The organism is Bifidobacterium santillanense (assembly GCF_018555385.1).
Classification (GTDB): domain Bacteria; phylum Actinomycetota; class Actinomycetes; order Actinomycetales; family Bifidobacteriaceae; genus Bifidobacterium; species Bifidobacterium santillanense.
The window spans coordinates 266863-278425 of the sequence record NZ_JAFEJS010000001.1; the positions used below are offsets into that span (position 1 = coordinate 266863).

14 protein-coding genes and 2 pseudogenes are annotated in these 11563 nt (G+C 64.3%); 8 read left to right on the plus strand and 8 right to left on the minus strand.

All coding sequences use genetic code 11. The annotated features are described in order from the left end of the window. Positions 1-39: 39 nt before the first annotated feature. Positions 40-786: pseudogene (locus JS528_RS01270) on the plus strand (MalY/PatB family protein); the annotation flags it as partial. A 21-nt stretch (positions 787-807) separates the two neighbouring features. Here JS528_RS01270 and JS528_RS11465 read toward each other — a convergent pair. Then, positions 808-1062, minus strand: a pseudogene (locus JS528_RS11465) (aldo/keto reductase); the annotation flags it as partial. Between the two features lie 160 nt (positions 1063-1222). On the opposite strand from JS528_RS11465, the gene JS528_RS01275 reads away from it, so the two are divergent. Then, positions 1223-1708: a GNAT family N-acetyltransferase gene (locus JS528_RS01275; protein ID WP_214357283.1), complete on the plus strand. Its 486-nt coding sequence runs from the start codon at positions 1223-1225 to the stop codon at positions 1706-1708. 36 nt (positions 1709-1744) lie between these two features. On the opposite strand, the gene JS528_RS01280 is transcribed toward JS528_RS01275, so the two are convergent. Together JS528_RS01280 and JS528_RS01285 are read right to left on the minus strand one after the other, a co-directional pair. Beyond that, positions 1745-2293, minus strand: coding sequence for a hypothetical protein (locus tag JS528_RS01280; protein ID WP_214357284.1), 549 nt, complete (start codon positions 2291-2293; stop codon positions 1745-1747). Positions 2294-2405: 112 nt separating this feature from the next. Next, on the minus strand, positions 2406-2810 hold the full coding sequence (locus JS528_RS01285) for a winged helix-turn-helix transcriptional regulator (RefSeq protein WP_214357285.1): 405 nt from the start codon (positions 2808-2810) through the stop codon (positions 2406-2408). Between the two features lie 161 nt (positions 2811-2971). Here JS528_RS01285 and JS528_RS01290 point away from each other — a divergent pair, with 161 nt between their 5' ends. The 4 genes from JS528_RS01290 to JS528_RS01305 all read left to right on the plus strand — a co-directional run bounded on the left by JS528_RS01290 (position 2972) and on the right by JS528_RS01305 (position 5673). Next, complete coding sequence (locus JS528_RS01290) at positions 2972-3487, plus strand: flavodoxin family protein (protein ID WP_214357286.1); 516 nt, start codon at positions 2972-2974, stop codon at positions 3485-3487. 62 nt (positions 3488-3549) lie between these two features. Then, positions 3550-4269, plus strand: coding sequence for an SDR family NAD(P)-dependent oxidoreductase (locus tag JS528_RS01295; protein WP_214357287.1), 720 nt, complete (start codon positions 3550-3552; stop codon positions 4267-4269). A 189-nt stretch (positions 4270-4458) separates the two neighbouring features. Then, the gene (locus tag JS528_RS01300) at positions 4459-4983 is read left to right on the plus strand and encodes an NAD(P)H-dependent oxidoreductase (protein ID WP_214357288.1); all 525 of its coding nucleotides are present in this window, start codon (positions 4459-4461) and stop codon (positions 4981-4983) included. Between the two features lie 165 nt (positions 4984-5148). Beyond that, on the plus strand, positions 5149-5673 hold the full coding sequence (locus tag JS528_RS01305; RefSeq protein ID WP_214357289.1) for an NAD(P)H-dependent oxidoreductase: 525 nt from the start codon (positions 5149-5151) through the stop codon (positions 5671-5673). 26 nt (positions 5674-5699) lie between these two features. On the opposite strand, the gene JS528_RS01310 is transcribed toward JS528_RS01305, so the two are convergent. Continuing rightward, complete coding sequence (locus tag JS528_RS01310) at positions 5700-6671, minus strand: AraC family transcriptional regulator (RefSeq protein WP_214357290.1); 972 nt, start codon at positions 6669-6671, stop codon at positions 5700-5702. Positions 6672-6826: 155 nt separating this feature from the next. Here JS528_RS01310 and JS528_RS01315 point away from each other — a divergent pair, with 155 nt between their 5' ends. Then, the gene (locus JS528_RS01315) at positions 6827-7915 is read left to right on the plus strand and encodes a glycerol dehydrogenase (RefSeq protein WP_214357291.1); all 1089 of its coding nucleotides are present in this window, start codon (positions 6827-6829) and stop codon (positions 7913-7915) included. A gap of 21 nt (positions 7916-7936) precedes the next feature. On the opposite strand, the gene JS528_RS01320 is transcribed toward JS528_RS01315, so the two are convergent. Together JS528_RS01320 and JS528_RS01325 are read right to left on the minus strand one after the other, a co-directional pair. After that, the gene (locus tag JS528_RS01320; RefSeq protein ID WP_214357292.1) at positions 7937-8722 is read right to left on the minus strand and encodes a methyltransferase domain-containing protein; all 786 of its coding nucleotides are present in this window, start codon (positions 8720-8722) and stop codon (positions 7937-7939) included. Positions 8723-8791: 69 nt separating this feature from the next. Beyond that, the gene (locus tag JS528_RS01325) at positions 8792-9220 is read right to left on the minus strand and encodes a MerR family transcriptional regulator (RefSeq protein ID WP_214357293.1); all 429 of its coding nucleotides are present in this window, start codon (positions 9218-9220) and stop codon (positions 8792-8794) included. Positions 9221-9358: 138 nt separating this feature from the next. Between JS528_RS01325 and JS528_RS01330 the strand changes: the two genes are divergently transcribed. After that, positions 9359-9859: an RpiB/LacA/LacB family sugar-phosphate isomerase gene (locus JS528_RS01330; RefSeq protein ID WP_214357294.1), complete on the plus strand. Its 501-nt coding sequence runs from the start codon at positions 9359-9361 to the stop codon at positions 9857-9859. A 70-nt stretch (positions 9860-9929) separates the two neighbouring features. Here JS528_RS01330 and JS528_RS01335 read toward each other — a convergent pair whose 3' ends face one another. Together JS528_RS01335 and JS528_RS01340 are read right to left on the minus strand one after the other, a co-directional pair. Beyond that, complete coding sequence (locus JS528_RS01335) at positions 9930-10697, minus strand: GNAT family N-acetyltransferase (RefSeq protein ID WP_240541232.1); 768 nt, start codon at positions 10695-10697, stop codon at positions 9930-9932. Beyond that, complete coding sequence (locus tag JS528_RS01340; protein ID WP_214357296.1) at positions 10598-11512, minus strand: SDR family NAD(P)-dependent oxidoreductase; 915 nt, start codon at positions 11510-11512, stop codon at positions 10598-10600. The genes JS528_RS01335 and JS528_RS01340 overlap by 100 nt, the downstream gene beginning before the upstream one ends. Positions 11513-11563: the final 51 nt, after the last annotated feature.

The window sequence follows — 11563 nt, forward strand, 5'->3', positions numbered from 1 at the left end:
GGATAACGTGGTGGTCCGCGGCGACTATCTGGCGATGAACTGCGAGGGCGTGACCGCTTCGATACGCCCGTCGACCGGACGCACACGCACTCGCTCAAATGGGAGGACGACGATGAGTCCGGCGTCCGGGACGAACTGCCGATGTGGGTGGCGGACATGGATTTCCGCACCGCGCCGGCCGTACGCGAGGCTTTGGCACGGCGATTGGAGCATGGCGTCTTCGGGTATTCGGTCGTTCCTCCCGAATGGAACCGGGCGTACGCGGATTGGTGGGGCGCCCGGCACAGCCTTGCCATCGACCCGGATTCGCTGATCTTCACCACCGGCGTGGTGCCGGCCATCTCCAGCATGGTGCGCAAGCTCACCACCCCGGCCGAGAACGTGCTGATCCAGACGCCGGTATACAACATCTTCTTCAATTCGATCCTCAACAACGGCCGCCGCGCGCTGGAGGCGCCGCTCGCTTACGAAGTCGATGGCGACGACGCGGGGCATTACGCCATCGATTGGACCGATCTCGAGGCGAAGCTCGCCGACCCGCAGACCACGCTGATGATCCTGCGCAACCCGCACAACCCCACCGGCATGATCTGGGACCGCCGCACGTTGGCCCGCATCGGCGCCCTGTGCGCCGAACACCATGTCACGGTCGTCAGCGACGAGATCCACTGCGACCTGACCGACCCCAGGCATGGGTACGTGCCGTTCGCATCCGTCAACGAACAATGCGCGATGATCTCGGCGACGTGCCTGGCCCCGACGAAGGCGTTCAACATCGCCGGCCTGCAGCAGGAACTTGGTGGCGACCTGGTAGTCCTCGCGCTTGGGCGTGATCGAGCGCAGAGCGCGGCCGACGTACTCCTCGCTGGTGCCGTCCGCATAGTCGATGGCGGTGTCGTAGAACGTGATGCCGTGTTCGAAGTCGTACCTGATGATCTCGCGCGATCGGTCGGCGTCGAGGATCCACGAATGGTGTCCCTTGGTGGCATCGCCGAACCCCATGCAGCCCATGCAGATGCGGGACACGGTCACGTCGCTGTCGCCGAGCCTGGTGTATTCCATCGAATGGTCTCCTTTGGCTGAATCCGATGAACGTATCTGGGCCCATGCTCATGCCATGAATCCGGAGCCGTTCGTCTCCTATGTATGCGGTCCATTACACAGCGTCCGCGCCATCGCGTCCAATAGTCGCATCCAATGACCGGCCATGCATCATGGGCATATGGTGACGGACCTGCGCGATCGCGATCGGTCGGTTATACTGACCGCCATGCAGTTGACGGTGAAACGGTTCGAGGAACTGAGCACGGCGGAGCTCTATGAGATCTACCGGGTTCGTGTGGCAGTGTTCGTGGTGGAGCAGAAATGCGCCTATCAGGAGGTGGACGATGCCGACCGGCGTTGCTGGCACGTGTTTCTCCACGACGATGACGGCATCGCCGCATACTGTCGCGTGATCGACCCCGGCGTCACGTTTCCCGAGGCGTCGATCGGCCGCGTGCTGGCGACCCGGCGCCGTCAGGGGCTCGGCATGCGCATCGTGCGCGAGGGGCTTGAGGTGGCGCGGGTGCGCATGCACGCCGACGTCGTGCACATCGAGGCGCAGACCTACGCTCGTGGACTCTACGAGCGGCTCGGATTCGAGCAGGTGTCGGACGAGTTCCTGGAGGACGGCATCCCCCACATCGGCATGCTCTGGCGGGCATGACGGAGAGACTCGTCGTACCTCCCGGCCCGTCGACCGTCAGTCGACGCGTCGGTACATGGAGATGATGCCGTCGGTCCAGTCGACGCCGTCCAGCGGGCCGCCCGACGAGTTCGCGATTCGCATCGTCTCCAACGTGTCGGCGGGCTCGCCGGTCATGTGCGTGGATGTGTCAGGCGGGTAAATCCGCCATACGTTCGCCGTGCCGTGCTCGGTCTGTTCCACGTTCAGCCACCACGATCCGTCGTCTGACGCGTCCAGCGAGACCTTCGCGTAGGTCCTGCCGTGCTCGGTGACCGCGCAGTCCCCATCGAGACTGACCGTATCGTCCGACGCCAGCGACCGGTATGATCCGGACCAGTCCGCGCACGGCCCCGACGCGGATGCGGAGTCGTCCGCGTCATCCGGTTTCGAGGTGACGTCATCCGTGTCATCCCTGCCCGCATCGGCGGAGCTGTTCCCCTGCATCGATGACGGTCCGGATGACGGCCGGGCGGCGATCGAGGACAGATGCGCGATCGACAGCGCACCCATGACGAGGATGATGAGGATCACGGCGGCGACCGCGACGATGCGGCGAATGTTCATATATCCATGATATATACGAGGATGTGGTATTCCCTGCATGACGTGACCGATGCGATGCGGGAACCAATGAAGTTCGCATCGCTCCGTTGACGGCGGTCATGTGTGGACGGTATCACTCCGAAGTCGGGCCGTCGGCCCCCTTCGCATCGAGCAGAAGCTGGCCCCATTTCTCGAATTCCCTCAGAGCCGGGATGATGGCGTAGCCGTTGTCGGTCAGAGAGTATTCGACGCGCGGTGGCACCTCGTTGTACTGGGTGCGGTCGACGAGACCGTACTCCTCGAGGTCGCGCAGCGTGTTGGTGAGCATCATGTTGGTGATGCCGAGCTCGCGTTTGATCTCGTTGTATCGCACGGAGCCACGCTCGCTCAGCACGTACATGACCGGCAGCTTCCATTTGCCCTCGATGGCCTTGAACGCGTAGCCGATGGCGCAGGTCGGCGCGGTGAGTCCGGTCCGGGGTGTCTTGGCGTCGGCCGTCGTCGCGGTGCGTTCGGGGGTTTCGAGATGCTTGCTCATGGCCTCCATCCTAACAGCGTGCCGTATTCCAAAAATCAGTTTTTTATTCTAAGAACGAAAAGTATATGTACTCATGCATAATATCCTTATCGGAACGCGACGGACGGATATCCGCGCGGCGACAGACATCGACAACGATACCGAACGGAAAGGAAACCATCATGACCAAGCACATCCTCGTCATCCAGGGCAGCCCCACCAAGGGCGGAAACGCCGACATGCTCGCCGACGCCTTCATCGAAGGGGTCGAAACCGCCGGCAACACCGCGACCAAGCTCACGCTCGCGGACATGAACATCGCCCCGTTCACCGCTTACGACCAGCCGGCTGACGACATGACGCAGGTGATGGAGCAGATGAAGGCGGCGGACGGCATCGTCATCGCCACGCCGACCTATTGGATGCAGTTCTCGGCGCAGATCAAGGCGATGATGGACCGTCTGCCGTTCGACGCACACGATGATCTGGCCGGCAAGGAATCCGCGCTGCTGGTCGCCGGCGCCAGTCCCGAAGAGGTGCTCACCAAGAACGTGTTCGGCTACTACCAGATGTGCTTCGGTGAAAGCCTCGGCTGGAAGATCAAGGGCTCGGTGATCGCGGCCGGAGTGTTCGCGCCCGGTCAGGTGGCCACCACCCCTTATCTCGACAAGGCCCGCGAGCTCGGCCGCGAGTTCTGAACGGCACGGCACGTAAGCACACAAGACGCAAACAAGCCATAGCGCAACAAGGAAGCATCATCATGCAGATCGCACTCATCACCGGTTCGGGCCGCAAGGGCGGCCTCGGTTATGAAACCGCCCGCCAGCTCGGCGAGGCCGGCTATCACGTCATTCTCGCCGCCCGCCGCCCCGAACTGGCGCAGCTCGCCCAGGCATTCATCGACCAGGGCATCTCCGCCAGCTACGTGGTGATGGACACCACCGACGAGGCCAGCGTCACGGCCTCCGCCGCGGAGGTCGAGCGTCGCTTCGGCCGGCTCGACGTGCTCATCAACAACGCGGCGTCCATGCGCGCCGGGGAATCGGTGGAGCAGCAGGATCTCACCGAGATGCGCATGGTGCTCGACACCAACGTCATTGGCACCTGGAACGTCACCCAGAAGTTCATCCCGCTGCTGCGCAAATCGGAGCACGGCCGCATCGTCAATGTGTCCAGCGGCGCCGGCTCCTACGGCGATCCGCAATACGGCTTCCTGCACGGCGCGATGGGCATCCCCGCCTCCGGCTACGGCATCTCCAAGCTCGCGCTCAACGGTCTGACCATCAAGACAGCGAAGGAGCTCGCCGCCGACCATATCCTCGTCAACGCGGTCTGTCCGGACATCACCGACACCTTCGGCTCGGGCATGTTCGGCCGTCCGGTCGAGGTCAGCGCGAAAAGCGTGACGTGGGCGGCGACGCTGCCCGACGACGGCCCGACCGGCGGGTTCTTCCGCGACGGCGAGCCGCTGCCGTGGTGACGCCATGGAGCGGTCGCACGCCCGAATGACCGAACGGCCGCGCGACCGCATCACGCCGTCGTTCGCCCAGAACATATTCGCCCGACCGCGACGGCGTGTCGCGACCGGGCATGGTATTGATTGATGAGACATCTCGTTTCGAGATATTTCGAAACGAGCCGGTACATCGCACATCAAGGAGACAACCCCATGAAGAAGACCCTGGTCCTCGTGTTCCATCCGTCCCTGAACGGCCAGTCCCACGTCAACGCCGCGCTGGCCAAGGCCGCCGGCGAGCTGGACAACGTGACCGTGCGCGACGAGTACGCGCTCTACCCGGACGGCAGGATCGACGTCAAGGCCGAGCAGGCCGCCGTCGAGGCCGCCGACCGCGTCGTGTTCCAGTTCCCGCTGTTCTGGTTCTCCTCCCCCTCCCTGCTCAAGGAGTGGGAGGACGAGGTGCTTGAGCACGGCTGGGCGTACGGTTCCGAGGGACACGCCTTCGAGGGCAAGGAGTTCGCCGTCGCCGTTTCCACCGGTTCCCCGGAGTCGAAGTACCAGCCGGAGGGCGACAACAAGTTCACCATCGATCAGGTGCTCGTCCCGTTCGAGGGCACGGCCAACCACATCAACGCCACGTGGGTCAAGCCGTTCGTCACCTTCGCCTCCTTCGGCATCACCGACGAGGCGCTGGCCGAGGCCGCCGAGAGCTACGGGAAGTTCCTGTCCGAGTGATGCGGGCCCATACGGCCCCATCCGTATTCCGCGGCCCTTCCGTTTCGCACGGAAGGGCCGCGTCGTCGTATACGGACGCGTCGTCGCCCATGTCGGGAGCACGCGTCATCTATCATCGACACCGAATCCGTTACCGAATGATCAAAGGCGAACGAAGGAGCCCCCATGAAGACACTGGTCCTCGTATTCCATCCCGATATGGCGAAATCCCGCGCCAACGCGGCGCTGATGGCGGCGGCACGGCCCCTGTCCGAAGACGACGGCGTGACCGTGCGCGACGAGTACGCGCTCTACCCGGACGGCAAAATCGACGTCAAGGCCGAGCAGCGGCTCATCGAGACGCACGACCGCATCGTGTTCCAGTTCCCGATGTATTGGTATTCCGCCCCCGCGCTGCTCAAGGAATGGGAGGACAAGGTGCTGGAGTTCGGCTGGGCGTACGGTCCGGGCGGCGAGGCGCTCAAGGGCAAGAGCATCATGGTCGCCACCACCGCCGGCGGCCCTCGGACCGAATACCGCGACGAGGACAACGGCGCCACCATGGACGAGGTGCTCTCGCCCTACCGCATGATGGTCCGATACACGCACGCCGTTTGGCTGAAGCCGTTCGTCGTCTTCGAGTCGATGGAGCTCTCCGACGAGTCGCTCGCCGAGGCCGCCCGGGACTACCGACAGGCTCTTCTCCGGTAGGATCGCGGCGGCGGGAACCGCGACGCTCACCCGCGTTCCCGCCGCCGGTATTCGCTCGGCGAGCAGCCCATGCGTCGGCGGAACACGTAGCCGAAGTACGCGGACGACGAGAAGCCGCACGCCGTGGCGATCTCGCCGATGGTCATATCGCCGCCGACCAGCAGTTCGCGGCTTCTGCCGATGCGGTAGTCGGTCAGATAGTCGTTCGGCGTGCGGCCGGCGTGACGGCGGAACAGCTCGCAGCATGCCCGGCGTCCGATCAGACCGGCATGGGCGATGTCGTCGAGCGTGATTCTTGATGCGACGTTGGCGTGGATGAATGCCACCATGACGAGGAACGTGCGCAGATCGTCGGCACGCCCGGCCCTCCGGCCGCCGGGCGACTCCGATTCCCCGCCGGCGGCCCCGGGCTTCGGGCCCACGCGGCCCAGCGCCATGGAGCACAGCGCCGAGGCCCGCGACACGGCATCCAATGCGTGCAGTCCGTCGTGCGCACACGCGTCCATCGTCCGCGCGAAACCATCGATGCCGAACAGCAGGTCGCGGTCGGTCGGATCGTCGGCATCCAGCATCACGTAGTCGGCCATGTCGTCACCCATTCGCTCCAACATCGCATTCGCCAAATCCGGCCACAGCCCGCCGAGGAACGTCGGCTCGACCATCGCCGTCACGAACCGGCAGTCCTCGCGCTCGTCGGAGAAGAGATAGTGCAGTCGTCGCGAATTGATGAACACCCCTTCGCCGGCGCGCATCCGCCGCGTCTCGCCGTTGACGAACAGCGTCGTCGCGCCCGCGACCACATGGATGAACTCGAAATCGCGATGCCAATGGCATGCGATCCGGTATCCGAACCGACGCATATCGTCCCGACGACCATACAGGGGCAGTCCGGGCAGATTGTATTGCGGCCGTTCGGACAGGTCCGAGAAGATGGTCAACGGATTCGGCGGCGGATCGGATACGCCGCGCGATTTCTCGTCGGATATGTCATCGGTCACGATTTCCATAATACCCGAAGCGATATCGATATCATCGACTCATACCGTGCCTGATTTCATTGGTATCGTTGCTGCCGACACAGCAATCAGGCGCCCATGGTCCGACATGATTTCGATACCGCGGACGCCGCATACACCAATACAAGGAAGTATCCATGCGCAAAGTGCTCTGCTCCCCCGGCAGCTACATCCAGGAGGCCGACGCCCTCACCGCCCTCGCCGACGAATACCGCGAGCTCGGTTCGACGGGCGCGTATCTCATCGTCGATCCGTTCATCGACTCGATGTACCGGGACCTCATCGTCTCCGGCTTCGAGAAGACGGGAACCCCCTACCATTACGAGGTGTTCAACAGGGAGTGCTCGATGACCGAGGTCGACCGTCATCGGGGTCTGCTCGCCGACAACGACGCGGTCATCGGCGTCGGTGGAGGCAAGACGCTGGACACTTCCAAGGCCGTGGCGCACTTCGCCGGACTCCCGGTCGTCATCGCGCCTACCGCCGCATCGTCCGATGCCCCGTGCTCGCGCCTGTCCGTGCTGTACACCGACGATAGGCAATTCGACAGGTACCTGCCGCTGCCGAAGAACCCGGACAAGGTCATCATGGACACGACCATCATCGCCAAGGCCCCGGCACGCTTCCTCACGGCAGGATTCGGCGACGCCTACGCCACCTGGTTCGAGGCCGCGGCCTGCATCAGGTCGAACGCCGTCACCATGACCGGAGGCCATGCCACCAACGCGGCCGAGGCGATGGCCCGTCTGTGCCACGATCTGCTGATCGCGGACGGCGTCAAGGCGCTCGCCGCGGCGAGGAGGGGGTTCGTCACCCCCGCCCTGGAGCAGGTGATCGAGGCGAACACCCTGTTGAGCGGCATCGGCTTCGAGTCGAGCGGCCTGGCGGCCGCGCACGCCATCCACAACGGCCTGACCGTGCTGGAGGGCACGCATCGGTATCTGCACGGCGAGAAGGTCGCGTACGGCACCCTCGCCCAGTTCGTCCTCGAGGACCGTCCGATGGCCGACTTCGAGGAGGCCTACGGATTCTTCCGCGCGGTCGGTCTGCCCACCACGCTGGCCGGCATCGGCATCGCGGACGCCGCGGACGACGACCTGCTGCGCGTGGGCGAACTGGCCTGCGCGCCGGACGACACGATGGGCAACATGCCGTTCGAGGTCACCCCGGCCGATGTCGCGGCCGCGCTGCGCGCCGTCGACGAACTGGACGCCGTCGTCGGCTGAGGTCGTCTTCCCGTTCCCGCACTACCGCACGGCGGTGAAGAAGAACCTCGGGAACGGGAAGACGACGCTGCCGTCGGACCGCGTCGGATACGCCTCGCGCACGCGGACGGCCACCTCGGTCTCGAACGCCGCGCGCGCCCCGTCATCGGGCAGCGCCTGCAGATACGGGCGCAGACCGGTGCCGCGATACCAGTCCATGATGGCCTCGTGCGAGGGCAGCGTGTGCAGATACGCGGTCGTCCACATGCGGAAGGACGCCGCGCTCGCGTGCAGCAGCTCCCAGTATTCGGGCGGCGTCAGGTTGAAGAACTCGCGGGCCTGCGGCAGCTTGTCCGCGTACGCCGGCGAATGGACGAGGTCCGCGATGATGCGGTGGATCGGCTCCTCGTAGTTCATCGGCGTCTGCACGGCCAGCACGCCGCCCGACTTCAGGAGTCCGAGCAGCGCGGGAATCAGCCGGACGTGGTCCGGCACCCATTGGATGCAGGCGTTGGAGAACACCACGTCGACGTCGTGTGGCAACGCGGCGAGCCCCTCCGGTTTCGACACGTCGCACAGGGCGAAATCGATGTCCGGATGGGCCTCACGCGCCGAGGCGATCATCTCCGGCGAACTGTCCACGCCGAGGATCTCGGCATGCGGGTAGCGTTCGCGCAGCACGGCGGTGCTGTTGCCCGGGCCGCAGCCGATGTCGATGAGGCGCGCGACCGACCCGTCGTCCGGCGGCAGCTGCATCGCAAGGTCCCGCGACGGCTGCGTGCGTTCCTTTTCGAACCGAAGATACTGTTGTGAATCCCATACGACCATGCGGTTCACGCTAGCCGCACGCAGCATCGAGGTCCACGAATCCATCCGCATTGCGGACGCATAGCCCGGTCATCCCGCGATGATGCGAATCGGATGTTCGGGATGTTCGCAGTCGCCCTCGACCAATGATTCCGAGCCGGCCTCCACCGCCGCCTCGAAGTAGCGGACCTTGTAGTCGAGTTTCGACCAGCGGCGGCGCAGATCCTCGATCCGGCGTTCGACCACGGCGCGTTGACGACGGAAGACCGCGAGCCGATCCGCAAGCGTGGCATCGCCCTTCGTCGTCATATCCACGAAATCCCTGATCTCGGCCAGACTCATGCCGGTCGACTTGAGACATTCGATGAGGTCGAGCAGCTCGATGTCACCGTCATCGAAGCATCGCCGACCGGAACCGGTACGCGCCAAGCTCGGCAACAGCCCCTCCCTGTCGTAGTACCGCAGCGTGTGTTCGGACAATCCGGTCCTGCGCGACACCTGCCCGATCGAATATCCCATAGGTTCCCCTCCTCATCCAAAGGACGTTGTTCACTCTCGGCATACATCATATTTGACCTTGAGCCAACTCAAGGTTTTAGCATGACGTACGTCATTAGGACGAAATCATGAATACACGGCACACAAAGGAGCATCCATATGAACAACGAACGACATGTCACGCGAGTGGTAATGGCCGCCGACCCGCTCGGTTACGACCTGAAGGACATCGTGAAGGAGCATCTCACAAATCGCGGCATCCAAGTGACCGACCTCACCCCCGATACCCCCGACGACTACTTCTCGGTCGGCGAGACCGTAGGGGAACGCATCGCCTCCGGCGAGTTCGAACGAGGATTCGTCTTCTGCGGCACCGGCATGGGCGTCAGCATCGTGGCGAACAAATTCACCGGGGTGTACGCCGCCCTGTGCGAAAGCATCGAGACCGCACGCCTGTCGCGCGTCATCAACGACGCGAACGTGTTGGCGATGGGCGGCATCATCCTCACCCCGTATCTCGCCAAACGGATGGCCGACGTGTTCCTCGATACCGGGTTCGCGCACGGTTTCTCCGAGGCCGATCCGGAGTTCCTCACGCAGGCGCTCGGACACGTCAGGGACACGGAGACGCGCATCGCGGAGTACAACGCATCGCGCTGAGCGTGCACCAGATACATCGGGCGGGCGGGTCGAATGCATCGAGTCGTCCGACCCGCCCGTCGACGCATCATCACGGCCTGCCTTCGTAGAGGTAGTACACGTCATCGGCGCCGTCGCGACGGGATACGCGCCGCTCGCGGAAACGGGTCAGACCGCGATGGTCATAGAAACCGACGTCGCAGGTGGTGTCGGTGAACAGGAAGTAGCGGTTGGCGCCGACGTTGCGGAACGTTCGCAGGATGCGGTCGAACAGCATGCGTCCGACTCCCCTGCCGCGTACCCGTTCGTCGACGAGGAACAGCACGATTTCGGCATCGTAGCGCGATCCGATACCGCGAATCAGATGCGCGTCGACGGCGATGAGTTCAAGCGCCTCGCGGATGCCCCGTCGCCCCTCGGCCGAGAACGGCAGAGGAATCGATTCCCGGATCATGTGGAGGACATGCCGGCACCGCGGCAGTGGTCGTCGACGCGAGACCGCCGCGGCGACACGGCCCAGGATCACGCCCACGACCTCGCCGTCGCGCTCGGCGGCCATCGCGACGGTCGAGCGGGACAGGCAGTGATGCAGATCTGCGGCGGCGAGTCTTCGCGCGCAGGCATCGCCCACCGACGCGTACCACATGCGACGCATCATCTCGATCACCGTCGGATAATCGTCACGGTGCAACGGCCTCATGGTCACGGAATCGTCCATATGTCCCATTGTCGCATCGGCGGCTCCGGGCGCGACCGGAGTCACACCATATCGATCGGCGACGCGAACCCGGATAGTTGCTCGGCGCACGCCTTCGAACAGTATTCCCAGACGCGCCGCTCCCCTTCCGGCGAGATCCATTTCGGATTGATGTGCTTCGGTCGCCGGTTGCCGTAGAAACCGCCACTCACGCCCTCGACCGACGGGTCGGTCGCCATGAACACGCTGGTTCGCGCGCCGTGGGCTGCGGACCGGATGAACGGCAGCCACAGGATCAGCAACGGCAGCATCCATGGTGCGGTGCGGATCGATTCGCGCTGCAGCGAGGTCGCGGCCGATCCGGGTTCGACGGTGTTGACGGCGATGTTGCGGACGCCGGACGCCTTGAGACGTTCGTCGAACTGGCGCATCAGCCACCACACGTAGAGCTTCGAGAGACCGTACGCGCGCACCATCGAATAATGCCGCTCCAGTTCGATGTCGTCGAGAATCGGCCGGCCTCCCTGACGGTACGATTCGCTGGCGACCGTCACGATGCGCGCGGAATCGCTTCGCTCCAGCATCGGCAGCAGCAGGCTGGTCAGCAGGAACGGCTGCAGCGTGTTGATGGCGAACGTCTTCTCATGGCCTTCGGCGGTGACTTCGCGGGCGGAGCCGAACTGTCCGCCGGCGTTGTTGACGAGTACGTCGAGATGATCGTACGTTCCGGCGATCTCCTCGGCGAAGTCCCGGACGCTCGCCATCAGGGAGAGGTCGGCGATGTGCGCATGCACATCGGGATTGCCGCTGCGCTCGACGATCCAATCCCGGGCAGCCCGGGTCTTGTCGGGATTCCGCCCGTGCATGACGATCGTGTGCCCCTGTTGCGCCAGCGCCAGCGCGGTCTGCTTGCCGATTCCTCCGGAGGCGCCCGTGACCAGGATGATCTTCCTCGCGCTCGCGTTCATGTCATTCATGCGGTGTTCCGCCTTTCTCGCAGGTGATGTAACATCTGTCACATCACTCAC

Bases quoted from the DNA above. Each gene is read 5' to 3' on its own strand.
- JS528_RS01275 (WP_214357283.1), top strand. From the start codon at position 1,223: ATGGTGACGGACCTGCGCGATCGCGATCGGTCGGTTATACTGACCGCC.
- JS528_RS01280 (WP_214357284.1), bottom strand. From the start codon at position 2,293: ATGAACATTCGCCGCATCGTCGCGGTCGCCGCCGTGATCCTCATCATC.
- JS528_RS01285 (WP_214357285.1), bottom strand. From the start codon at position 2,810: ATGAGCAAGCATCTCGAAACCCCCGAACGCACCGCGACGACGGCCGAC.
- JS528_RS01290 (WP_214357286.1), top strand. From the start codon at position 2,972: ATGACCAAGCACATCCTCGTCATCCAGGGCAGCCCCACCAAGGGCGGA.
- JS528_RS01295 (WP_214357287.1), top strand. From the start codon at position 3,550: ATGCAGATCGCACTCATCACCGGTTCGGGCCGCAAGGGCGGCCTCGGT.
- JS528_RS01300 (WP_214357288.1), top strand. From the start codon at position 4,459: ATGAAGAAGACCCTGGTCCTCGTGTTCCATCCGTCCCTGAACGGCCAG.
- JS528_RS01305 (WP_214357289.1), top strand. From the start codon at position 5,149: ATGAAGACACTGGTCCTCGTATTCCATCCCGATATGGCGAAATCCCGC.
- JS528_RS01315 (WP_214357291.1), top strand. From the start codon at position 6,827: ATGCGCAAAGTGCTCTGCTCCCCCGGCAGCTACATCCAGGAGGCCGAC.
- JS528_RS01320 (WP_214357292.1), bottom strand. From the start codon at position 8,722: ATGGTCGTATGGGATTCACAACAGTATCTTCGGTTCGAAAAGGAACGC.
- JS528_RS01325 (WP_214357293.1), bottom strand. From the start codon at position 9,220: ATGGGATATTCGATCGGGCAGGTGTCGCGCAGGACCGGATTGTCCGAA.
- JS528_RS01330 (WP_214357294.1), top strand. From the start codon at position 9,359: ATGAACAACGAACGACATGTCACGCGAGTGGTAATGGCCGCCGACCCG.
- JS528_RS01335 (WP_240541232.1), bottom strand. From the start codon at position 10,697: ATGGATCTCGCCGGAAGGGGAGCGGCGCGTCTGGGAATACTGTTCGAA.
- JS528_RS01340 (WP_214357296.1), bottom strand. From the start codon at position 11,512: ATGAATGACATGAACGCGAGCGCGAGGAAGATCATCCTGGTCACGGGC.